Raw genomic sequence first — 20065 nt, forward strand, 5'->3', positions numbered from 1 at the left:
CGTCACTTCACCAGGTCCGGGATGCGCTCGAACATGCCGATCGTGAAGTCACTGAGCAGGCCGAGAATCAGGCTGCCGAAGATCAGGATCGAGACCGCGACGACGAGCAGCTTGGGGACGAAGGTGAGCGTCTGTTCGTTGATCGACGTCGCCGCCTGGATCATGCCTAGGATGAGGCCGGCCAGGAGCGCCGGGATCAGGATCGGCGCGCTCGCCAGGGCGAGCACCCACATCGTCTGGTTGGCGAGCGTCAGGAAGTAATCGGCGTCCATCGTTCCATGATCCCGAAGCGTCTCGATCCCGTTCGTCCGAACGGCGGCGGAATTGCGATCGCCCTTAGGTGGCGAAGGAATTGGCGAGGCTGCCCATCGTCAGCGCCCAGCCGTCGACGAGGACGAACAAGAGCAGCTTGAACGGCAGCGAGATGATCGTCGGCGACAGCATCGCCATGCCGAGCGCCATCAGGACCGTCGCGACGATCAGGTCGATGACGATGAAGGGCAGGAAGACGAGGAAGCCGATCTGGAAGGCGGTCTTCAGCTCGCTGGTGACGAACGCCGGCAGCAGCACCGCATAGGGAATCTCCTTCGGGCTCGCATAGGGGCCGCTCTTTGCCATCTGCGCGAACAGCGTCACGTCCTTGACCCGCGTCTGCTTGGTCATGAAGTCGTGCAGCGGCGCGCCGGCGCGTTCGATCATCTGCGTGCCGGCGAGCTGTCCCGCCGCATAAGGCTGGATCGCCTGGCTATTCATCTGGCTGATTGTCGGCGCCATCACGAACAGGGAAAGGAAGAGCGCAAGGCCGATCAGCACCTGGTTGGGCGGCGTCTGCTGCAGGCCCAGCGCCTGGCGCAGGACAGCGAGCACGATGACGATCCGCGTGAAGCTGGTCATCATCAGCAGGATGCCCGGCAGGATGGTCAGCAGGCCCATGATGATCAGGACCTGGAGCGACAGCGACAGCGGCGCCGACTGGCTGTTGCCGCCGCCCGCGCCGCTGCTGAGCTGGCCGAGCGCGCGGTCGACCGCGTCGCCGACGCCAGGCGCGGGGGCGGCAGGCGCGCCCTGCGCGAAGGCGGGGGCGGCGATCAGGATGGCGACGAGCAATGCGAGCGCGACCCACAGCCACTTGGCGGGCGTCGCGGTCCGGCGCTTCGCCGTCGGTTGCTGGAACAGCGCCGGGCCGGTGCCGCGACGGGTAACGGTGACGCTCACGCGTGCGGCCCCTCGGACTTGTCGACCAGGGTCACGCCGCCGCGTCCGACCGACACGAGCAGGCGCTTGCCCTCGAAGTCGAGGACCGCGAGCCGCAGGCCCGGCGAAATCATCATGGTCTCGCGCACGGCGATCAGGCGCGTCGACGGCTTGCCCGGCATGCGCGATTCGAGACGGCGCCAGAGATAGAGGCAGCCGATCATCAGGCCGCAGACCAGCGGCAGCATGATGACGAGCTTGAGGATATAGGACCAGAGCATCGAAGAAAGCCTGCCTCAGCCGCGCGCGGGCGCGGTCTTGTCGGGGGAAACCAGCTCGGTCATGCGCACGCCGAAGCGGTCGCCGACCGTGACCACCTCGCCGCGACCGATCAGCGTGCCGTTGACGAACACGTCGAGCAGCTCGTTCGCCTGCCGATCGAGCTCGATGACGCTCGATTCACCCAGCGCGAGCAGTTCGCGGAGCGTCAGCTGCGTCGAGCCGATCTCGACGGTCAGCTTCACGTCGACGTCCTGCAGCAGCCGGAAATTCGCGGCCACGGCGGCATCGACGGGAAATCCGCCGGTCATGTCGTTCATTGATCCTGTCCTTGATCGAGGTCGTGTGCGGCGCTCGGGTCGGTGCCGACGTCGAGATGCGCGATCTGGGTGAGCCGGACGGCGGCATGGCCGTTGGCGGTGCCGACGGTGCCGCGGCCGAGCAGGTCGGAGCCGACCATCACCGGCACTTCGGGGCCGAAGCTGATCGGGATGATGTCGCCTTCCTTGAGGTTCATCAGCCGCGACAGCGGGACGACGGGTTCGGCGAGCACCGAGCGGATCGGGAAGCGTACGCCCATCGCCGCGCGCGTCAGCTGCGTACGCCATGCGGGATCGGCTTCCACCTTTGCCAGCACCTTGCCGGTCAGCGTCGGTGCGTGCGGCTTCAGTGCGGTGACGGGATAGAGGATGTCGATGAACACCGGCTTCGCCTCGCCGACCGCAAGGCCGAAGCGGGTGACGATCATCGCGTCTTCCGCGTCGATCGCGAGCATCGCGGGCGAGATCTCGACACGGCCCGGCGTGAACTCGATACGGGCGAGCGGTTCCCAGGCGGCCCGCAACGGCGCCGCGAGCATTTCGCCGAGCCGGCCGACCATGGCCTCTCCCGCAGGGGAGAATTCGGCGGGGATCACCGCCGGTGCGGCGCCCGTACCGCCAAAGAACAGGTCGAGCAGCTCGAGCACGAACACGCCGTCGAGGACGCAAAGGCCGGTGCCGCCGGGCGGCACCATCGCGAGCGGCAGCCAGGCGGTCAGTCCCTCCGGCCGTTCCGCGCGGTAATCGGCGAAACGCTGCACGACGAGCGGCTCTGCCCAGGTGCGCGCCTCGCGGCGCAGCATCGGCTCGAACATGCCGCGCAGCGACCGGGCGAAACGTGCCGAGAGATGCTGCAGCGTGTGGAGGTCACCGAACGGATTGAGCTTGGCCATGCCGAGCACCGCCGCATGCGCGGCGGGGGCGCGATCCCGCGTGCGTCGATCCGTGGTTGCTTCGGCGTTAACCATGCCGTCACTGAACAACGAAACTGGTAAAGTAAACGTTACTGATCCCGCCGAATCCCTCCTTTTGCTCGAGAACCGCATTGATCGCCTTGGCCAGGCGACCCTGCAGCTGCTGCTTGCCCTCGCTGGTGAAGATCTGGTCTTCCGGCGTATCCCCGAGCGTGAGCAGCACCGCGGAGCGGACCGCGATGTCGTTGGTCTTCAGATTCTCGATCACGGTGTCGTCATAGGGCGTCGAGACGGCGAGCCCGATCTGGACGATGTGCACCGAATCCTTGAGGTTCGACGTGAAAGAAGGATCCATCGTGAAATAATTGGAGGCATAACGGTCGCCGCCTCCGCCCGACGGCGGATGCTTGCCGCCGCTCGCGCTGCCGCCGCTCTCACCGCCACCATGACCGCCTTCGCCGCCCTCCTTGGGCCGCTTCTGCTCCGACTTGGGGACGAGCTTGGGGCCATTGTCCTCCGCCTTGGCGGCCCCGTGTCCGCCGATCAGGCCGCTGCTGCTGGCATAGACACCGGCACCGACGCCCCCGCCGAGGAGGACGAGCACGCCAAGGATCATCACCAGCATCTTCTTCTTGCCGCCCTTTTTCTTGGGCGCATCGGCTTCGGGCTTGTCGCTCATCGTGGGTCAGTCCTTCGGGAAATGGGGAGGGGAATCAGGCGAGGCGGCCACTGCCGGCCTCCGCCTCATCGGAACCGCGGTCGCGCGGTGTGCGGTTGGGCAGGGGCGCGTCGGGGGTCCGCCGCGCCTGCTGGCGGGATTGCTGCTGGCCTTCGCCGGACTGCATGGCGGAACCGCGCGTCGGCTCCGCCGATCCGCGCGGCTGCTCCGGCTGTCCCCGCGGGCGATCGTCGGTCTGACCGCCGGCCGCGTTGCCGCCGGCGGTGACCTGCGTTTCGCTGAGCCGGATGCCACGCTGCTCGGCCGCCTGGACGAGCTGGGGCTGCGCATCCTGCAGCAGCGCGCGCGTCGACGCCTGATCCGCGGCGAAATGGACGTGGAGCGTGTCGCCGTCCTTGCGCAGCGCGATGTCGATCGTGCCGAGCGCGTCGGGGACGAGCCGGATCCGGGTGCTGGAGGCATCCGCCGCGTCACGCAGCGTCTCGATATGGTCGATCATCGCGTTCGGCCAGCGCTCCTGGCGCATGTCGAGTGTCGGTCGCGCATCCGCGGCGATCGGCGCGGTGGCCTGCTGGACAGGCGTGGCGAGCGGCGTGGCGATCGCGGCAGGTAGCGCCGCCGGCCCGTCTTCCTGTCTCTGCGCCGCATGGATGGCGGCGCCGAAGACCTGGGCCGCCGGCGCGGTGACCCCCGCGGAGGGCCGTGCAGCGGGCGCGGCACTGGGCGCGAGCGCGACCGCCTGGGCCGGCGGACCGGCGACTTCGCGGGTGAACATCGCCCGTCGAGGCTCCGTCGTGCTGCCCGCGGACGGTGCGCTGGCCTCTGCGGCGATGCTGCTGTCGACGGATGCGGCGGGGCTCGTGCCAGCGGGTGCGGCACGGGCGGTCGGCGGCGTGTCGGCCTGCGCGGCCAGCGGCGCGGGTGCCGGCATCGCAGCCTTGGCAGCCGTCGTCACCTGGGCGGGCACGCCGGTCGACGGCGCTGCCACGGGTGTGGCTCGCTGCGCATCGATGACGCTATCGCCGCGACGCGGCGAGGCTGGTGGCTTTCCGCGGACGGCAGCGGATGTCGCCGGGCTTGGCATGATACCGGGGACGGACGGATTCGCGGCGGGAACCGTGGTCGTCGCTGTCGCGGGCGGTGCGGTGGCCGGCGTCGCGGCGGATGTCGGTGTCGGCTGCGATGTCGGGTGGTTAGTCGCGCTGCCCTGCGCCACGTTCTCCTGTACCAGTGCGGCGGTACCGCGTGCCGCCTCCGGTGGGGCCATGTCGGGCGTCGCCATATCGATCGAGGGTGCGGACGGTACGGCGACCGACGCGGCAGCGGGGGCGGTTGCGTCGACGGTCGTCCGCAGGTCCGACGCGTCGCGGCCGCCCCCTTGGACCTCCTTGTCGGCTGCCGCCTCGGCGCGCGCGGCGTTGCCGGATCCTGCCGTCGCCGCGGGGCGATCGACGGGCGATGCGGCGGCGAGCGGGGTGGACGCGCGTCCTGCCCCGTTCGGCACCGCCACGTCTCCGCGCGCTGCAGAAGCGGCAGGGTCGGCCGCGCGGGGCGCGAGGGCGGCGGGCGATGGCGGTACCGGCGCGATGGGTGTCGCGGCCGGATCAGGCTGGATCGCCTCGGACAATATGTGTCCCGCTTCGGCACCCGCCTTCGGGGCCGCTTGCCGCGACGGGGTATCGGGGAGGCCGGCAGGCGGCTGTGCTGCCGGTCCGCCACGCCGGGAGCGACCGGCTTCGCCGTTGGGCGTCACGGCCGCCTGCCGGGACGCGGCGCGCGGTGTCACGGGGGCGGTCGTCGTGCCGGTATCGGGCTCCGACGACGGCGGACGGGACGGTTCGGCGGCAGCGGGCGGCGGGTCCGGAACGGGATCGCCGCGATCGGATACGCTCTCGGCCGTCACGTCGCTCTCGTCCGCCGCTGGCTCGGACGACGCCGGTCCGCCGGAGGTGCGAGGCGGAAGGGCCTTGCGCTGCGCGATTCGCATCGGCAGGTCCGCCTTGATCTCCTGGCGCGGCGCCGGTCGTGGTTCCTGGATCGCGTCGGTGTCGCTTGCGGCGTTCGCGTCGAGCGGAGATGCCAACGCCGCCGTCACCATGGCGGCGGCGGAGGCGGTCGACCGGATCGCCGCCAATGGCACGGCAGGGCGCGACGGCAGCCCCGGCGCGCCCGTATCGATCGCGGGTGCCGATGGCGCGCTGATCGGCGCCGCGGCCGTCAGTCGTGCCGTGGTCGTCGGCGCGGCGGCGCCCGCCGGCGACGGCGCGGGCGGCACTGGCATGTCGGCGGGGGCCATGGGGGCGGGCACGGGAAGATGGACCGCCGCAAGCCAGTCGAGCGCCGGATCGACGCCACCGGCAATCGTCGGCAAAACCGGCAAGGCCTTGCCGGACACGGTCGGCGTGCCGGCTGCCGGCTCGGCGGCCGGCGCGGTGGCGGGAACCAGATCCGCGCCGATCGCCAGCATCGACAGCCCGAAAGCCGCGCCGTCGCCCGGTGCGGCGCCGGCCACGGCAAGGCCGGGGGCGGTCGTTCGCAAGGCGGCGGCAGGCTGGATCATGATAGCGCTCGTATCGGCTGGGGCACCGGCAAGCCGGCTCTCGATCCGATCATCAGCAAGAAACGTGCCGTTTTAATCCGGCTGCCAGCGCCGCGGCGGGGGCGGTGCCTCCTCCAGCGCGCGCATCTCCTTGCCGAGCGCGGCGACCCGCGCGCGGTCGAGCAGCTTTTCGACGGCGGTCTGATCGCGCTTCGCGCCGCGGGTCGCCTCTGCCGCGCGTGCGACATGGTGGCCGGCCATCTCGACGCGCGCCTGTGCGGCACTGGCCGACTGGTGCAGCCGCTCGCGGAAATGCGCCTGTGCCAGCATCGCGGCCCCGCCGGTCTGGCTCGTCACCGGCGCGACGGCGTCGGCGAGCGCCTGGATGCGACCGGCGAGCTGCGTCTCGCTGTGATGCTTTTCGTGCGCGCGCACCTCTTCGGCGCGGACCAGATTCAGCTGGAGCGTGCGCACCCGATGGATGCGACGCAGCTTCTTGGCGTTAGGCACCGAATACGCCCGTCAGCTCCGCGACGGCGTCGTCGAGCGATACCGTCTCGTCGGCCGCCTGCTTGATATACTCCATCACCACCGGGTGGCAGGCGATCGCCGCGTCGATCGCGGCATCGGCGCCGGCGCGATAGGCGCCCATCAGCACCAGGTCGCGATTCTCCTCGTAGGTCGCCAGGTGGCGGCGCAGCACGCGCGCGGCGCGCAAATGGTCGGCATGGGCGATGTCGGTCATCACGCGGCTGACGGAGGGGCCGATGTCGATCGCCGGGTAGACGCCGCGCTCGGCGAGGTGGCGGTTCAACACGATATGCCCGTCCAGGATCGACCGAGCCGAATCGACGACGGGGTCGTTGCCGTCGTCGCCATCGGCGAGCACGGTATAGATGGCGGTGATCGATCCGCCCGTGGTCACGTCGGTGCCCGCACGTTCGATCAGGTTGGGCAGCATCGCGATCGCGGACGGCGGATAGCCGCGCGCGCTGGCCGGTTCGCCCAGCGCCAATCCGATCTCGCGCCCGGCGTGCGCGACGCGCGTCAGGCTGTCCATGATCAGCAGGACCTTCTTGCCTTCGGCGCGGAACGCCTCGGCGATCGCGGTGGCGCGCAGCGCGCCGCGGATGCGCAGCACGGGCGAGTGGTTCGCGGGCACGGCGACCACCACGGACCGCGCACGCGCGGCCCCGGCCACCTTGGTCTCTAGGAAGTCGGCGACTTCGCGGCTGCGCTCGCCGATCAGGCCGATCACGATGACGTCGGCCTTGGCGGCCTTGACCATCATCCCGAGCAGCACGGACTTGCCGACGCCCGACCCGGCCATGATGCCGACGCGCTGGCCCTGGCCGATCGTCAGCAGGCCGTTGATCGCGCGCACGCCGACGTCGAGCGGCTCCAGAACCCGACCGCGATCGAGCGGCGACTGCAACTTGCCCGCCAACGGCCAGCGCCCGGCGCCGCGGATCGGACCCAGGCCGTCGATCGGCCGACCGGCACCGTCGACGACGCGACCGAGCAGCGCCGCGCCGACCTCCGCCTCGCCGGGAGGGCCGATCGGGCGTACGGGCGCCTTGGGCAGCAGCGGCGCGGGGCCGCCGAGGTTCATCAGCAGCGTGCGACCGCCGCGAAAGCCGATCACCTCCGCCTCGACCTTGCTGTCGCCGTGTCCGCCGATCTCGCAGACCGTGCCGACCGGCAGCGACAGGCCGACCGCCTCCATCAGCAGGCCGTCATAGGAGGCGAGGCGGCCCGATACCTTTGGTGCAGGACGGAAGTCGGCGATGCCGAGCGTGTCGAGATAGTCGGCCGTGAAGCGGTTGAGCATCGATCTGCGGTTCAGGCTGCGGTGGGGGGAACGGGGACGCGGTCGATCGCTTCGGCGAGCTGCTCGAGCCAGAGTTCCGGACCATCCTCCACGAGGGTGGAGGCGCTTTCGAGCACGAAGCTGCCGCGTGCCACCGCCGCGTCGCCGATCGCGAAGATCGACTTGGGCAAATTGCCCTCCACCAGCGCCACGTCGGCGGGGTTGAGGCGCAGCATCGCCGATTCGCTCGCATCGGCAAGCAGGTCGGCGGCGGCCTCTATCCGACGGGTGAGCACCTCCGCGGCGACGCCGGTCTCGCCGACCAGTCGCGTCACCAGCAGCATCACCGTCTGCCGGAGCTGGCGGGCGATGCGCTCGCGGTCGAGCTGATGGCCATTGGCGAGCGCGGCGGCAAGCTCGACGAGCAGCGCCTTGTCCCGGTCGCCGCTTTCGCGTGCAGCAGCGGCGGCGGCCGCCAGCCCCTCGGCATAGCCGGCCGCATGCGCGGTCTCGACCGGGTCGATGAACGGCGTCGGTTCGGCGGATGCGTCGAGCGGGTCCCAGCCTTCGGTCGCCCGCCCCGTGCCGCCGCCGTCTGCGGGGCTGAAATGCTTCGGCCTGACCGGCGAATCGTCCGCCATCTCGCGCGCGATACGGTCCCACATGTCGCGCGGCGTGAAGCCCGGCGTCGGCGACAGCGCGGCGGCGAGCAGGTGCGGCGGCGTGTCGTGCCGCACCGCGAAGCCGGCGACGAAGCTGGCGGGCGACGACGGGCGGGCGCCGGAGGCGAAGGCGTCAGACATAATCGTCGTCTCCGCCGCCCATCATGATCGTGCCGTCCTTGGCCAGGTTGCGTGCGATGGCGATCATCACCTTCTGCGCGTCGAGCACCTCGGCGAGCTTCATCGGGCCGCGCGCTTCCATCTCGTCGCGGATGCCGTCGGCGGCGCGCGCCGACATGCAGCCCAGGAAGCGCTCGCGTGCCGCCTCGTCCACGCCCTTGAGCGCGCGCGACAGGACGTCGCCGTCGACATTGCGGATGAGCGTGCCGAGATTCTTGTCGTCCATGTCGAGCAGATTGTCGAAGACGAACATCGCCTCCTCGATCGCCTTGGCGAGATCCTTGTCGATCTTGAACAGCTTGGGCATGACGCGCTGCTCGGTGGCCTTGCGCGCGCCCTGCAGGATCTTCGCGGCCTCGCGCGTGCCGCCCAGCGTCAGTCCGGCTCCGCCGCCGCCGCGCCGGTTGGCGAGTAGCGTCTTCAGCGTGTCGATCGCGTCCGGGTTGACCGGGCCGAGCTTGGCGATGCGGTGCAGGATGTCGGGCTGCGATCCTTCGGGCAATTGTTCCAGCACCTTGCCGCCGACCGCCGGATCAAGGTTGGCGATCACCACCGCGGCGATCTGGGGATGCTCCTTCTCGATCATCGCCGCGATCTCCGGGGCATCGAGCCAGCTCAGAATCTCCAGGCCGCAGGCCGCGTCGGGCGGCGTGATCCGGGCAAGGATGCTGCCTGCCTTCTCGTCGCCGAGCGCGCGCGTCATCACCGCCTCCACCTTGGGGCGGGGATCGAACGAGATGCCGGTGCGATCGCGCGCCTTGCCGGTAAAGTCGTCGAGGACGTTCGCCATCTCTTCCTCGGAAACGTCGGCGACGTTGAGCATCGCGGCGCCCAGCTCGCGGACCTCTTCGGGATCGAGCTTCTGGAGCATGGCCGCGGCTTCCTCCTCGTCGACGAGCATCATCAGCACGGCGGCGCGTTCGACGCCGGTGAAGTTGCGCGGGGCGGTTGCGACGTCGCTCATTTCGCATCCGCCTTCATCATGTCGCGCAACGCGAGGGCGGCGCGGGCGGGATTGTCACGCGTGAAGCCGCGCACCGCGCCGATCCGGTCGTCGATGTTCTGGCTTTCCGCGAGCCGCTCAAGCCCGACGGGGTGATGCACGGTGATCCCCTCCGCGGCGAGCGCCGCGGCCGTGTCACCATCCGCCGCACCCATCGGCAGCGCGCCCGGCGTGGCTTCCTCGCGCTTCTTCATCAGGCCCTTGGCAAGCGGACGCACGCCGAGCAGCAGGACGAGCAGGGCGATGACGATCGCGGTCGCGTTGCGCGCCAGCACCGGCAGCCAGGCATTGTCGTACCATTTGGATGTCGCGACGTCGCCCGGGTCGGCGAACTTGCGGCTGATCACGGTCACCTGATCCTGCCGACCCTGATCATAGCCCACCGCGCTCTTCACGAGATCGGTGATCTGGCCGATCTCCATCGCGCTGCGCTTGCCGGTGGCCGGATCGCGGAGCAGCACGGCGACCGACAGGCGCTTGACCGTCCCCGGAGCGTTGCGCGTCACGGACACTTCCTTGCCGAGGTCATAGGCGCGCTGAAAACTGTCGGTCTGCTTGTTCGGATTGGGCGCTGGGCCGCCGGGGGTCGGCGCCGGATCCGGTGTCGCGGGCTGGCCGCTCGCGCCGTTCGCGGGCTGCGGCGTCGACAGCTGGCTGGCCGGCGGCGGCGTGTTGCTGAGCGCGCCGGGAATGCCGCCTGGCGTCGCCGGCGAGGGCGCCTGATTGCCGGTCCAGTTGCCGGTCTCGGCCCGCAGCGCGCCCTGCTTGTCGTAGCTTTCGCGCGTCGCCTGGGTCTCGTCCAGGTTGATGTCGGCCTGCACCTCCGCGGTGAAATTGCCCACGCCGACGAGCGGCGTGAGCAGCTGCGTCAGCTGCTGGCGGACCTTGGATTCCGTCTGGCGCTGCACCTCGAGCCGCTTGTCGCTGTCGCTGGTCGCCCCGGCTCCGCCGGGCTTGGACAGCAGCGCGCCCATCTGGTCGACCACGGAAACGCTTTCCGGCTTCATCCCCGGCACCGAAGAGGCGACGAGGTTGATGATCGACTGGACCTGCGCGTCGCTGAGCGCGCGGCCGCCCTGCAGCTTGATGATGACGGAGGCGGACGGGCTGGCGTTGTCGCGGACGAACACCGACGATTCCGGCATGGCGAGGTGGACGCGTGCCTCGGCGACCGCGTCGATCTCCTCGATCGAGCGGGCGATCTCGGTCTCGCGCGCCTGGCGCAGGCGTTCGCCTTCGACCGCGCGGCTCACGCCCATCGGCAGCTGGTCGAGGATCGCATAGCCGCCCGGCGCCGCCTTTGGCAGGCCCTGGCCGGCGAGCAGCATCCGCGCCTTGCTATACTTGTCCTCGTCGACCGTCAGCGCACCCGTGCCGTCGTCTATCCGGCTGTTGATCCCCGCCTGGGTGAGCGCGCTGGTGACCGCCTGCTTGTCGGCATCGGTCAGATTGGTGAACAGCGTCTTCTGCGTCGGCGTCGACAGCGTCATCCAGGCGAGCGCGGCCGCGGCGATCAGGCCGACGAGCATCGCCATCGGCAGACTGCGGCGCACCGCGGGCTGTGCCAGCACGCCCTTGATCTGGAGGAAGGGGTTGGCGAACTTCTCGGGCAGAGCGTTCGCCGATGGCGTGGTGGTGGTGAGGGCAGTGCTCATCGCGCGTTACACCGGCATGCTCATGATGTCCTTGTAGGCGGACAGCAATTTGTTACGGACCTGCAGCGTCGCCTCGAAGCCGACGGATGCCTGCTGACGGGCGAGCATCACCTTCGCGATGTCGACGGTCTCGCCGCGCTCGTAGCTTTCGGACAGCGCATTGGCCTTGTTCTGGCCCTCGTTGACGCTTTTCAGCGCGTCCTGCAGCGAGTCGGCGAAGCTGGCCGGCTTGGCCGCGCCGCCGGTCGCCTGCGCGCCGTCGACACCGGCGCCCGAACCGGCGCGGGCGAGCGCCTGATTGCGTTCGAGGATCTGCGCGCGCAGCGCCATCACCCGGTCGACGCCCATCGCGCCGCCGACGCCGGACACGCCGCTCATGCGGACACCGCGACGCTAGCGGGGCGGGCGAGATCCTCGCCCTGCTCGCGCGCCTTGGCGAGGCGGTAGCGCAGGGTGCGCTCGGAGATGCCGAGGCGGCGCGCCGTCTCGATCCGGCTGCCGCCGCAGGCGGCGAGCGTTTCGCGGATCGCCTGGAATTCGCTCATCTGAACGACGTTGCCCAGCGTGACCGCGCCGTGCGTCGCGGCTTCGGCCGGAGCGGCCGCGACAGGCGGGCGCAGCTGCACGACCTGCGCGGGCTGCGTCTGGTGGAAGGTGAAGCTGATCGGGCGGTCGAAGACGATGTGGCTGGCGTCGATCGTGTCGCCGCCGGCGAACAGCAGCGCGCGCTGGATGACATTCTCGAGCTCGCGGACGTTGCCCGGCCATTCGTGGTTGACCAGCGTCTCGATCGCCTCGCGCGTCGGCCAGGGCACGATCTGGCGCGTGCCGGCGTGGCGCAGGATCATCGTCGCGACGAGCGCGGGAATGTCCTGCTGCCGTTCGGCGAGCGGCTTGGTGGCGAGCGGAAAGACCGAGAGGCGGTAGTAGAGGTCGGCACGGAAGCGGCCGGCGGCCACTTCGCCCTGCAGGTCGCGGTTCGCGCAGGCGATGACCCGCACGTCGACCGCCTCCGGCTGGCTGGCGCCGATCGGCACGACCTCGCGCTCCTGCAGCACGCGCAGCAGCTTGGCCTGCAGCTGGAGCGGCATTTCGGCGATCTCGTCGAGCAGGATGGTGCCGCCGTCGGCCGCGCGGAAGAAGCCTTCGCCGCCGCTCGACGCGCCGGTGAACGCGCCCTTCTGATGGCCGAACAGCAGCGCTTCCAGCATCGTCTCGGGCAAGGCCGCGCAGTTGATCGCGACGAACGGGCCGTTGCGGCGGGGGGATTTGTTGTGGATCGCGCGCGCCAGCACTTCCTTGCCGGTGCCGGTCGGTCCGTTGATCAGCACCGTGATGTCGGCCTGGGCGACGCGTTCGGCCAGCGCCAGCAGCGCCAGGCTTTCGGGATCGGCGGCCGTGGGGGTGTCGGGCCCGGCGAGCAGCGCGCGGACGAAGCCGTTGCCGACCGCGGTGTCGTTCGGCCCGAAGGCGATTCGCGCCGGATTGCCGTCGGTCGAGGGAACGACATATTGCCCGTCCTCGCCCAGCACGACCGTCCGCGCCGGCGCCGGCGGCACCTCGCCGTCGGCGATCAGGAACATGTCCGACGCCGCCGGACGGGCCGAATCGGTGCTGCCGATCGTGAAACCCTGTGCCCGCAGGCTCGACACGAGTGCGTAACGGCGCCCCGACACGGCGGCGGAAGGAAAAATCGAACGCATGGCTATCCCCCAAGGATGCAGCCTAGATGCGGCAGTAGTGGTAAATGCCCCGTTAAAGCGGCAGCCGGCCCGGCAAAATATTTCCGGGCGCGCGTGCCGGCGGCGCGATGCGCGCGCGCGCGTGGTCTTTCTATGGGGGGCGATGACGATGCCGGCGGCAGGACGATGCCGCGATTTTTCTCCTAAAACCCCGATTTGCACGGCCGTTATCCCCTTTGACGGCTCGGCCCTCCGCTGAAGGGGGCGGCGGGAAGGCCGTAGCAAAGGAGACCTCACATGACTGTCATCGGCACGAATATCGCGTCGCTGCGTGCGACCAACGCCAACGCCACGGCCAGCAGCGCGCTGCAGACCTCGATGGAGCGCCTGTCGACCGGCAAGCGCATCAACTCCGCCAAGGACGACGCGGCCGGCGTCGCGATCAGCAACACCATGTCGGCCCAGATCCGCGGCATGAACCAGGGCATCCGCAACGCCAACGACGGCATCAGCCTGGCGCAGACGGCGGAAGGCGCGCTGGGCGAAGTCAGCAACATGCTGCAGCGCATCCGCGAACTGGCGGTGCAGGCGACCAGCGGCACCTACAGCGCCAGCGACAAGGCGAACCTGCAGCAGGAAGCGTCCGCGCTCCAGACGCAGATCACGTCGACGCTCGCCAACACGCAGTTCAACGGCAACAAGCTGTTCGATGGTTCGGTGACCGCTCCGACCCCGGCTCCCACGCCGACGCCGACGCCGACCCCGACCCCGACCCCGACCCCGACGCCGACGCCGACTGCCAGCACCTTCCGCATCCAGGCGGGCGCGAACAGCACCGACGCGGTCGACCTGTCGATCACCAAGCTGACGACCGACACGACGATCACCGCGGCGACCTCGGTCGATCTGACGACCGCGACCAATTCGTCGCTCGCCACGATCGACTCGGCGCTGACCACCGTCAGCACCGCCCGTGCCAGCCTCGGCGCCTCGCAGAACCGTCTGCAGTCGGTCGTCAACAACCTGACCACCAACGCGACCAACCTGACGGATGCGAAGAGCCGCATCGAAGACGCGGATTTCTCGACCGAGACGACCGCGCTCGCCAAGGCACAGATCCTCAGCCAGGCGTCGACCGCGATGCTGGCGCAGGCCAACCAGTCGCAGCAGGGCGTGCTCAAGCTGCTCCAGTAATCCGGCGCGGCGCCGGCACCGCCCCCCAAGGGTTCCGGCGCCGACGGACCGGCTCTTCCCCCAAGGAGAGCGGGCAAGGAAACCCCGGTGGTTCGCCACCGGGGTTTTCGCGCGTCAGGCGGGGGGCGGCACACCCTCTGCGCCGAAAGCGGCGCGCGCTGCCATGATCGCGCCGACATTGGCCTCGGCCCAGCCGATGACCGGGCGCAGCCTGTCGATCAGGCCCTCGCCCAGGCCGGTCAGCGCATAGTCCACCGCGACGGGCGTCGTCGGATAGACGGTGCGCGCGACCAGCCCGTCGCGCTCCAGGCTCTTGAGCACCTGCGACAGCATCTTCTGCGAAATGCCGCCGATCGTGTGGCGCAGCGCGTTGAACCGGCGTGGGCCGTCGGCAAGGTGCAGCAGGATCAGCACCGCCCATTTGTCACCGATGCGATCGAGCACCTGCCGGGTCGGACAGTGCGGATCGCGAGCATCGCCGGACGGCATGGTCGCGACCGTCCCGGCTCGCGGCGCGGCGGGATCGGGCGGGGCGGCGGCCGCCGCGCGCGGATGCGCCTGTGGCGGCGTGGCAAGGGCGAAGCCGGAAGCGGGGGCTGGAGCTGGGGGCGCGATCGGCCCGGATGCGGCGGACATGACGGGTTTCCTAAGCGTCACCTGGTGGATCGGCGGTGCCTTCTTTTCACCGCATAGCTTCATCGCTACCTGGTTTCCATTGGAAACCACCTTGGGATGTTCGACCATGAATATCGCTGTCGTCGGCGCTACCGGACGCGCTGGATCGGAAATCGTTCGGGAGCTCGCGCGGCGCGGCCACCGGGTCACGGCGCTCGCACGCAAGCCGGAGCCGCTTGACGGTATCGAGGGCGTCACGCCGGTCGCGGTCGACGCGGCCGATTCCGCGGCGCTTGCGGCCCGCCTCGCCGGCCATGATGCCGTTGTCAGTGCGGTGCTGTTCGTCGCCCTACCGGCCGCGACGTTGATCGACGCGGTGCGCGCTTCCGGCGTCAAGCGCTACCTCGTCGTCGGCGGCGCCGGCAGCCTCGAGGTCGCGCCGGGCGTGCGTCTGCTCGATTCTCCGGATTTCCCGTCGGAGTATCGGGCCGAATCGGAAAGCGGCGCCGCTTTCCTGGACGCGCTCCGCGCAACAGACGATCTCGACTGGACGTTCCTGTCGCCATCGGCGCTGTTCTTCGAGGGCCCGCGCACCGGCGTGTTCCGGCTGGGACGCGACACGTTGCTGAGCCACGCCGGCGGCAGCAGCATCAGTTTCGCCGATTTCGCGATCGCCATGGCCGATGAGATCGAGCGCCCGGCGCACGTGCGCGCGCGCTTCACCGTCGGCTATTGATCGCGCCAGGGGGCGGCCGGCCTCCGCCAGGCCGCCTTGCCGGACCCTACACCTTGCGGGCGAGCGCCTTCTTCAGCTTGGCATGGGCCGCCGCCTTGATCTGGCAGACGCGTGCCGATCCGACGCCCAGCACCTGCCCGATTTCCTCGAGGTTGAGTTCCTCGACATAATAGAGCTGGATGACCATCGCCTCGCGCTCGGGCAGCGCGGCGATCGCGGCGATCAGCGCATCGCGCAGGTCGCTCTCCGCCAGCTGCGCGAAGGCGTCGGGCGAATCGTCGGCGAACCAGGGCAGATCATCCTGATAGACGTCGTCGATCGACTCGAGGCGTAACGTGTCCGCCGTCGCGTAATCGGCGCGCAACCGTTCGACCGAGATGCCGAGCTGTGCTGCGACCGCGGCCTCGGACGGCGGCTGCCCGGTGGCCTGCGTCAGCGCGGCAACCGCCTCCTGATACTGGCGCCGCCGGCGCATCGCGCCACGCGTCGCGGTCGCCTGCCTACGCAATTCGTCGATCATCGCGCCGCGCAACCGGGTCTGCAGATAGGCGCGGAACTGCCCGCCCTGCTCGGCCGCCTGACCGATCGCCTCGACCAGCGCGACCAGGCCGATCTGTACCAGATCCTCGACATCGACGATCGTGCTCATCGACCCGTGCACATGCCAGGCGATCCGGCGGACCAGCGGCAGATACTGGCGGATCAGCGCCTCCTTCTCCGCTTCCGGTCGCCGGCGCGGCGAATAGGTCAGCGGCGGGGCAAGTCCTGCCGGCATCGGGCCGGGCACCGCGGGAATGCTGCCCGCGGGCGCGGGCTGTGCGTCGCGGAACGACTGGCTCATCGGTTCCATGCTCATGCCGCCAGCGCCTGTTGCTGGGGAGCACCGATCACGGCGACGACTTCCACGGCTTTTTCCTCCGGAACTTCGAAGAACGACAGCACCGGCGTGTCGGGCAGCACGGTGCGCACCAGCTTGCGGATCGCGAGGCGGATCGCGGGCTGGACGACGAGGGCGAACGGCTTGGCCTCGGCGATCAGCGGCTGCGCCGCCTGCTGCAGCGCATCGACGATGCGACGACCGAGATCGGGTTCGATGACGTGGCGGCGCGATTGATCCGCGCGCGCAGCCTGGCCGAGCAGCCCTTCCAGCTGCCCTTCCAGCGTCATCACACGCAACGGTTCGCGCACCCCGCACAGTTTCTGGATGATCAGCGGTCCGAGTTCGGGCCGGATCAGCTCGATGATGTCCTCCGCGTCGGCGGCTCGCGTCGCGGCGACGGAGATCGCCTGCGCGATCCGGCGGAATTCCTTGAGCGGGATGTTCTCCGCGAGCAGGCCCTTCAGCACCTGCGTCAGCGTGGTGAGCGGCAGCGGGTTGGGTGTCAGCGACGCGACTAGCTGTGCCGCGCGCTCCTTCAGTCCGTCGAGCAGCGACTGCACCTCGTCGGGACCGAGGAGGTCGGACGCGTTCTGGCCGAGCAGATGGTTGAGATGCGTCGCCATCACTGTGCCCGCATCGACCACCAGATAGCCCGCGCCCGTTGCCGCATCGGCGTCGCCCGCCGGGATCCACGTCGCGTCGAGACCGAAGGTCGGATCCTTCGCCTTCTTGCCGTCGAGCTGGCCATAGGCCTGGCCCGTGTCGAGCGCGAGCATCTCGTCCGGGCTCACCTGGTCTTCGCCGACGACGACGCCGTTGACCAGGATGCGATAGGTGAAGGGCGCGAGGTTGATGTCGTCGCGTACCCGGCATTGCGGCACGACGAAGCCGAGGTCCTTCGACAGCTGGCGGCGCACGCCGGTGATGCGGCCCATCAGCGGCGCGCCGCGGCGCTCGTCGACCAGCGGCACCAGGCCATAGCCGATGTCGAGGTTGACCTGCATGCCGTCGGTGACCTCGTCCCAGCCGATCTTCGACGGATCGACGGGTTCGGCGGGCGCCTCGACCGGGATCGGCTTCGGCCGTTTCTCGATCTGGCGGAGCTTCCAGGCGGTGAAGCCGGCGATCGCCGCCGCGCCGAGGATGACGATATGCGGCATGCCGGGAAGGATGCCGAGGAGCGCCAGGATGACCGCGACGGGGATCCACGTCCGCGACGAGCCGAACTGGCTGCCGATCTGGCCGGCGAGATCGTGCTCCGAATTGACGCGCGTCACGATCGCGGCGGCGGCGATGGAGAGCATCAGCGCCGGCAGCTGCGCGACGAGCGCGTCGCCGATCGCGAGCAGGATATAGGTCTTCGCCGCATCGGCCAGCCCCATGCCGTGGCTGACCGGGCCGAGGATCAGGCCGCCGATGATATTGGCGGCAAGGATGAGCATCGCGGCGACGGCGTCGCCCTTCACGAACTTGGACGAACCGTCCATCGAGCCGTAGAAATCCGCCTCGGTGGCGACCTCGACGCGGCGCGCCTTCGCCTGGTCGGGCGTGATCAGGCCGGCGTTGAGGTCGGCGTCGATCGCCATCTGCTTGCCGGGCAGCGCGTCGAGGGTGAATCGCGCGGAGACTTCCGATACGCGGCCCGCGCCCTTGGTCACGACGATCAGGTTGATGATCATCAGGATCGCGAAGACGAAGATGCCGACGACATAGTCGCCGCCGATCAGGAAGGTGCCGAACGCCTCGATGACATGGCCCGCCGCGCTCTCGCCCTCGTGCCCATGGACCAGCACGATGCGGGTCGAGGCGACGTTGAGGCCGAGGCGGAACAGCGTCGCGAACAGCAGCACGGTCGGAAAGGCGCTGAAGTCGAGCGGCTTCTGCGCGTTGAGCGATACCATCAGCACGGCAAGGCTGATCGCGATGTTGGCGACGAAGAAGACGTCGAGCAGCTGCTTGGGGATGGGGACGACCATCACCAGCACGAGCAGCAGGATGGCGAGGGGCAGCGCGGCGCCGCGGCCGCCGGCGAGAAGCTTGTTCATGCCGTCAGTTCCCCAGGCTCGCGAGCATCATATAGGCGAGCCGCGCGGTGTTCGGCGTCGGACGCAGCAGGCTCTGCGCCGCGTCGGCGGTGTTGCCCGCGCCGAAGCGGGCCATTGCCTGCTTCGCCCAGTCGAGCGCGTCGGTCGCGCTTTCGTTGCCCCCGGTGACGACGGTGGCGTCGCCATCCATCTTCAGCGACTGCGCGGCAAAGGCCAGGTTGGCGGCGCGCGTCTCGCTGACGCTGTCGCTCGCCGCGTTCAGCTTGTCGGTGAACCGCTGGTAGATCGCGGACAGCGAACGGGGCTGGCCGTTCGAGGCGTAGAAGATGCTGCGATTGCTGTTCGCGGCGGCCGGAAACAAGGCGGCGGCAGAGGCGCCGGGGCTGGCCGCCATGGCCGACAGGAATTTCTTCGCGCCGCCGATCCCCAGGAAATGCGCCATGTACAGGTCGGTGCCATTGGCGCTGCGGCCCAGCGTACCTTCCAGTTCGCTCTTGTTGTCCGATGCATGTTCCGCCGCCATCAGCGAGGCGGCGGTGGGGTCGTTGCGCAGCGCGAGGATCGCCTGGCGCGTCGCGCTGTCGGAAACGGTGTAGCGGCCGCCCGCGGTCTGGCCGATGCTGTTCGCCGCCCATGCCATGCCGTGCTCGCCGCCGTGCTTCTTCATCACCGCCAGCCAGCTCTGCTCGACGAACTGATACAGGCCGCTGGCGGACGAGGTGCCCGCGCGCGCGCCGGCATTCAGCCCGCTTTCGATCTTGGCCTGGCCGAGCAGATAGTCGAAATCGACGCCCGTCTTGCTGCTCGCAAGCGCGATCGCCGATTGGACTCGTCCGGCAGAAATCGGATTGACGGTCATTGCGTCGGAACACACCCCTGTTATCGAGTGATGTTCCAGCAAGAGCCGTGCCAAATTGGGTTAACGCTTTTCCCGTCGCGCCTGTCGCCCGCCGATCTGCGTCGGGGGACGGGGGCAGGGGGGCTCAGGCGTAGGCCTGGAACACCCGGTTGCGGCCGCCGCTGCCGGCGTCGCCGGACAGGATTTGCAGGCGGCGGCGAACATTTGCCGCCATCAGGTTGACGTAGATGCGGCACGTCTCGTTGAGACGGTTCGCCTCTTCCGCCAGCTCGCGGATTTCGGGGCCGGCGGGGCCGGTACCCAGTGCGGCGATTTCCTCGATCCCCGCCAGCTTTTCGGCGGTGGCACGCTCGAGCGCGCCGACGTCGTTGCTCTTCAGCGCGTCGATCTCGGCATGCAGCGCGTCGATGACGCGGATCAGGGCCTCACGCCTTTTCATTGCCGTCCCAGTTCAGCTTGAGGGCGATGAGCCGGTCGGCGATGGTCGCCGGCAGGATGGGGAAGGAGCCGTTCTGGATCGCCTTGCGGATCTCCTGGACCCGGTCGGAGTCGATCGGCGCCTCGGAGGCGAGGGCCTTGGCAAGACCGCTCAGCTGCGCGCCCGCGCTCGCCGCGAGCAGTGCCGGATTGGCCTGGGTCGGGCTGGGCTGCGCGGCCACGGCCTGGGGCGACGGCACGGCCGAAGGCGCGGTGACGCGCGAGACGTTTCCACTTCCGTTCAGCGGCGATGAGCCGATTGATTCCACCATGTCCGCACCTGTCCGAGGTTTCCGACAAGGGGATAAACGGCCGATCGCGACGGGAGTTTAGCAGATATTT

At 69.6% G+C, this 20065-nt stretch carries 22 protein-coding genes; 2 read left to right on the forward strand and 20 right to left on the reverse strand.

What is annotated here, in order from left to right; genetic code table 11:
• Nucleotides 1-2: 2 nt before the first annotated feature.
• The 14 genes from fliQ to IQ292_RS04690 form a co-directional block, all read right to left on the reverse strand.
• Entirely contained in the window at nucleotides 3-272 is a 270-nt protein-coding gene (gene fliQ / locus IQ292_RS04625) for a flagellar biosynthesis protein FliQ (protein WP_203309136.1), read from the reverse strand.
• Between the two features lie 64 nt (nucleotides 273-336).
• Complete coding sequence (fliP, locus tag IQ292_RS04630) at nucleotides 337-1215, reverse strand: flagellar type III secretion system pore protein FliP (protein WP_203309137.1); 879 nt, start codon at nucleotides 1213-1215, stop codon at nucleotides 337-339.
• Nucleotides 1212-1475, reverse strand: coding sequence for a flagellar biosynthetic protein FliO (locus IQ292_RS04635; protein WP_203309138.1), 264 nt, complete (start codon nucleotides 1473-1475; stop codon nucleotides 1212-1214). Before IQ292_RS04635 ends, fliP begins: the two co-directional genes overlap by 4 nt.
• Nucleotides 1476-1490: 15 nt before the next feature.
• The gene (gene fliN / locus IQ292_RS04640) at nucleotides 1491-1793 is read right to left on the reverse strand and encodes a flagellar motor switch protein FliN (RefSeq protein WP_203309139.1); all 303 of its coding nucleotides are present in this window, start codon (nucleotides 1791-1793) and stop codon (nucleotides 1491-1493) included.
• A complete protein-coding gene (locus IQ292_RS04645; RefSeq protein ID WP_203309140.1) occupies nucleotides 1790-2761 on the reverse strand; it encodes a flagellar motor switch protein FliM in 972 nt (323 codons plus the stop codon). The genes fliN and IQ292_RS04645 overlap by 4 nt, the downstream gene beginning before the upstream one ends.
• Before the next feature lie 4 nt (nucleotides 2762-2765).
• Complete coding sequence (locus IQ292_RS04650; protein ID WP_203309141.1) at nucleotides 2766-3386, reverse strand: flagellar basal body-associated FliL family protein; 621 nt, start codon at nucleotides 3384-3386, stop codon at nucleotides 2766-2768.
• 34 nt (nucleotides 3387-3420) lie between these two features.
• Entirely contained in the window at nucleotides 3421-5946 is a 2526-nt protein-coding gene (locus tag IQ292_RS04655) for a flagellar hook-length control protein FliK (protein WP_203309142.1), read from the reverse strand.
• 72 nt (nucleotides 5947-6018) lie between these two features.
• Nucleotides 6019-6435 carry a hypothetical protein gene (locus tag IQ292_RS04660; protein WP_203309143.1) on the reverse strand — a complete coding sequence of 139 codons (417 nt, stop codon included), beginning with the start codon at nucleotides 6433-6435 and terminating at the stop codon, nucleotides 6019-6021.
• Nucleotides 6428-7756, reverse strand: coding sequence for a FliI/YscN family ATPase (locus IQ292_RS04665; RefSeq protein WP_203309144.1), 1329 nt, complete (start codon nucleotides 7754-7756; stop codon nucleotides 6428-6430). Before IQ292_RS04665 ends, IQ292_RS04660 begins: the two co-directional genes overlap by 8 nt.
• 11 nt (nucleotides 7757-7767) lie before the next feature.
• Nucleotides 7768-8538 carry a FliH/SctL family protein gene (locus tag IQ292_RS04670; RefSeq protein WP_203309145.1) on the reverse strand — a complete coding sequence of 257 codons (771 nt, stop codon included), beginning with the start codon at nucleotides 8536-8538 and terminating at the stop codon, nucleotides 7768-7770.
• Nucleotides 8531-9541 (reverse strand): flagellar motor switch protein FliG, encoded by a 1011-nt coding sequence (gene fliG / locus IQ292_RS04675; protein WP_203309146.1) that lies wholly within the window; start codon nucleotides 9539-9541, stop codon nucleotides 8531-8533. The genes IQ292_RS04670 and fliG overlap by 8 nt, the downstream gene beginning before the upstream one ends.
• Entirely contained in the window at nucleotides 9538-11235 is a 1698-nt protein-coding gene (gene fliF / locus IQ292_RS04680) for a flagellar basal-body MS-ring/collar protein FliF (RefSeq protein WP_203309147.1), read from the reverse strand. Before fliF ends, fliG begins: the two co-directional genes overlap by 4 nt.
• A 6-nt stretch (nucleotides 11236-11241) precedes the next feature.
• Nucleotides 11242-11613, reverse strand: a complete 372-nt coding sequence (gene fliE, locus IQ292_RS04685; protein ID WP_203309148.1) for a flagellar hook-basal body complex protein FliE — start codon at nucleotides 11611-11613, stop codon at nucleotides 11242-11244.
• Nucleotides 11610-12938, reverse strand: coding sequence for a sigma-54 interaction domain-containing protein (locus tag IQ292_RS04690; protein ID WP_203309149.1), 1329 nt, complete (start codon nucleotides 12936-12938; stop codon nucleotides 11610-11612). Before IQ292_RS04690 ends, fliE begins: the two co-directional genes overlap by 4 nt.
• A gap of 276 nt (nucleotides 12939-13214) precedes the next feature.
• Between IQ292_RS04690 and IQ292_RS04695 the strand changes: the two genes are divergently transcribed.
• The gene (locus tag IQ292_RS04695; RefSeq protein ID WP_203309150.1) at nucleotides 13215-14111 is read left to right on the forward strand and encodes a flagellin N-terminal helical domain-containing protein; all 897 of its coding nucleotides are present in this window, start codon (nucleotides 13215-13217) and stop codon (nucleotides 14109-14111) included.
• 114 nt (nucleotides 14112-14225) lie between these two features.
• Here IQ292_RS04695 and IQ292_RS04700 read toward each other — a convergent pair whose 3' ends face one another.
• On the reverse strand, nucleotides 14226-14600 hold the full coding sequence (locus IQ292_RS04700; protein WP_203309359.1) for a winged helix-turn-helix transcriptional regulator: 375 nt from the start codon (nucleotides 14598-14600) through the stop codon (nucleotides 14226-14228).
• Between the two features lie 253 nt (nucleotides 14601-14853).
• On the opposite strand from IQ292_RS04700, the gene IQ292_RS04705 reads away from it, so the two are divergent.
• Nucleotides 14854-15462 carry an NAD(P)-dependent oxidoreductase gene (locus IQ292_RS04705; RefSeq protein WP_203309151.1) on the forward strand — a complete coding sequence of 203 codons (609 nt, stop codon included), beginning with the start codon at nucleotides 14854-14856 and terminating at the stop codon, nucleotides 15460-15462.
• A 46-nt stretch (nucleotides 15463-15508) separates the two neighbouring features.
• On the opposite strand, the gene IQ292_RS04710 is transcribed toward IQ292_RS04705, so the two are convergent.
• The 5 genes from IQ292_RS04710 to flgM all read right to left on the reverse strand — a co-directional run bounded on the left by IQ292_RS04710 (nucleotide 15509) and on the right by flgM (nucleotide 19995).
• On the reverse strand, nucleotides 15509-16318 hold the full coding sequence (locus IQ292_RS04710; protein ID WP_203309152.1) for a sigma-70 family RNA polymerase sigma factor: 810 nt from the start codon (nucleotides 16316-16318) through the stop codon (nucleotides 15509-15511).
• Nucleotides 16315-18387 carry a flagellar biosynthesis protein FlhA gene (gene flhA / locus IQ292_RS04715; RefSeq protein ID WP_203309153.1) on the reverse strand — a complete coding sequence of 691 codons (2073 nt, stop codon included), beginning with the start codon at nucleotides 18385-18387 and terminating at the stop codon, nucleotides 16315-16317. Before flhA ends, IQ292_RS04710 begins: the two co-directional genes overlap by 4 nt.
• Nucleotides 18388-18391: 4 nt before the next feature.
• Entirely contained in the window at nucleotides 18392-19246 is an 855-nt protein-coding gene (locus IQ292_RS04720; protein WP_203309154.1) for a lytic transglycosylase domain-containing protein, read from the reverse strand.
• Nucleotides 19247-19370: 124 nt separating this feature from the next.
• Nucleotides 19371-19685, reverse strand: coding sequence for a flagellar protein FlgN (locus IQ292_RS04725; protein ID WP_203309155.1), 315 nt, complete (start codon nucleotides 19683-19685; stop codon nucleotides 19371-19373).
• A complete protein-coding gene (gene flgM / locus IQ292_RS04730) occupies nucleotides 19672-19995 on the reverse strand; it encodes a flagellar biosynthesis anti-sigma factor FlgM (protein WP_203309156.1) in 324 nt (107 codons plus the stop codon). The genes IQ292_RS04725 and flgM overlap by 14 nt, the downstream gene beginning before the upstream one ends.
• Nucleotides 19996-20065 lie beyond the last annotated feature (70 nt).

Source organism: Sphingomonas beigongshangi (assembly GCF_016820445.1).
GTDB classification, from domain to species: Bacteria; Pseudomonadota; Alphaproteobacteria; order Sphingomonadales; family Sphingomonadaceae; genus Sphingomonas; species Sphingomonas beigongshangi.

Bases quoted from the DNA above. Each gene is read 5' to 3' on its own strand.
- fliQ (WP_203309136.1), bottom strand. From the start codon at position 272: ATGGACGCCGATTACTTCCTGACGCTCGCCAACCAGACGATGTGGGTG.
- IQ292_RS04635 (WP_203309138.1), bottom strand. From the start codon at position 1,475: ATGCTCTGGTCCTATATCCTCAAGCTCGTCATCATGCTGCCGCTGGTC.
- fliN (WP_203309139.1), bottom strand. From the start codon at position 1,793: ATGAACGACATGACCGGCGGATTTCCCGTCGATGCCGCCGTGGCCGCG.
- IQ292_RS04645 (WP_203309140.1), bottom strand. From the start codon at position 2,761: ATGGTTAACGCCGAAGCAACCACGGATCGACGCACGCGGGATCGCGCC.
- IQ292_RS04650 (WP_203309141.1), bottom strand. From the start codon at position 3,386: ATGAGCGACAAGCCCGAAGCCGATGCGCCCAAGAAAAAGGGCGGCAAG.
- IQ292_RS04655 (WP_203309142.1), bottom strand. From the start codon at position 5,946: ATGATCCAGCCTGCCGCCGCCTTGCGAACGACCGCCCCCGGCCTTGCC.
- IQ292_RS04665 (WP_203309144.1), bottom strand. From the start codon at position 7,756: ATGCTCAACCGCTTCACGGCCGACTATCTCGACACGCTCGGCATCGCC.
- IQ292_RS04670 (WP_203309145.1), bottom strand. From the start codon at position 8,538: ATGTCTGACGCCTTCGCCTCCGGCGCCCGCCCGTCGTCGCCCGCCAGC.
- fliG (WP_203309146.1), bottom strand. From the start codon at position 9,541: ATGAGCGACGTCGCAACCGCCCCGCGCAACTTCACCGGCGTCGAACGC.
- fliF (WP_203309147.1), bottom strand. From the start codon at position 11,235: ATGAGCACTGCCCTCACCACCACCACGCCATCGGCGAACGCTCTGCCC.
- fliE (WP_203309148.1), bottom strand. From the start codon at position 11,613: ATGAGCGGCGTGTCCGGCGTCGGCGGCGCGATGGGCGTCGACCGGGTG.
- IQ292_RS04690 (WP_203309149.1), bottom strand. From the start codon at position 12,938: ATGCGTTCGATTTTTCCTTCCGCCGCCGTGTCGGGGCGCCGTTACGCA.
- IQ292_RS04695 (WP_203309150.1), top strand. From the start codon at position 13,215: ATGACTGTCATCGGCACGAATATCGCGTCGCTGCGTGCGACCAACGCC.
- IQ292_RS04700 (WP_203309359.1), bottom strand. From the start codon at position 14,600: ATGCCGTCCGGCGATGCTCGCGATCCGCACTGTCCGACCCGGCAGGTG.
- IQ292_RS04705 (WP_203309151.1), top strand. From the start codon at position 14,854: ATGAATATCGCTGTCGTCGGCGCTACCGGACGCGCTGGATCGGAAATC.
- IQ292_RS04710 (WP_203309152.1), bottom strand. From the start codon at position 16,318: ATGAGCATGGAACCGATGAGCCAGTCGTTCCGCGACGCACAGCCCGCG.
- flhA (WP_203309153.1), bottom strand. From the start codon at position 18,387: ATGAACAAGCTTCTCGCCGGCGGCCGCGGCGCCGCGCTGCCCCTCGCC.
- IQ292_RS04720 (WP_203309154.1), bottom strand. From the start codon at position 19,246: ATGACCGTCAATCCGATTTCTGCCGGACGAGTCCAATCGGCGATCGCG.
- IQ292_RS04725 (WP_203309155.1), bottom strand. From the start codon at position 19,685: ATGAAAAGGCGTGAGGCCCTGATCCGCGTCATCGACGCGCTGCATGCC.
- flgM (WP_203309156.1), bottom strand. From the start codon at position 19,995: ATGGTGGAATCAATCGGCTCATCGCCGCTGAACGGAAGTGGAAACGTC.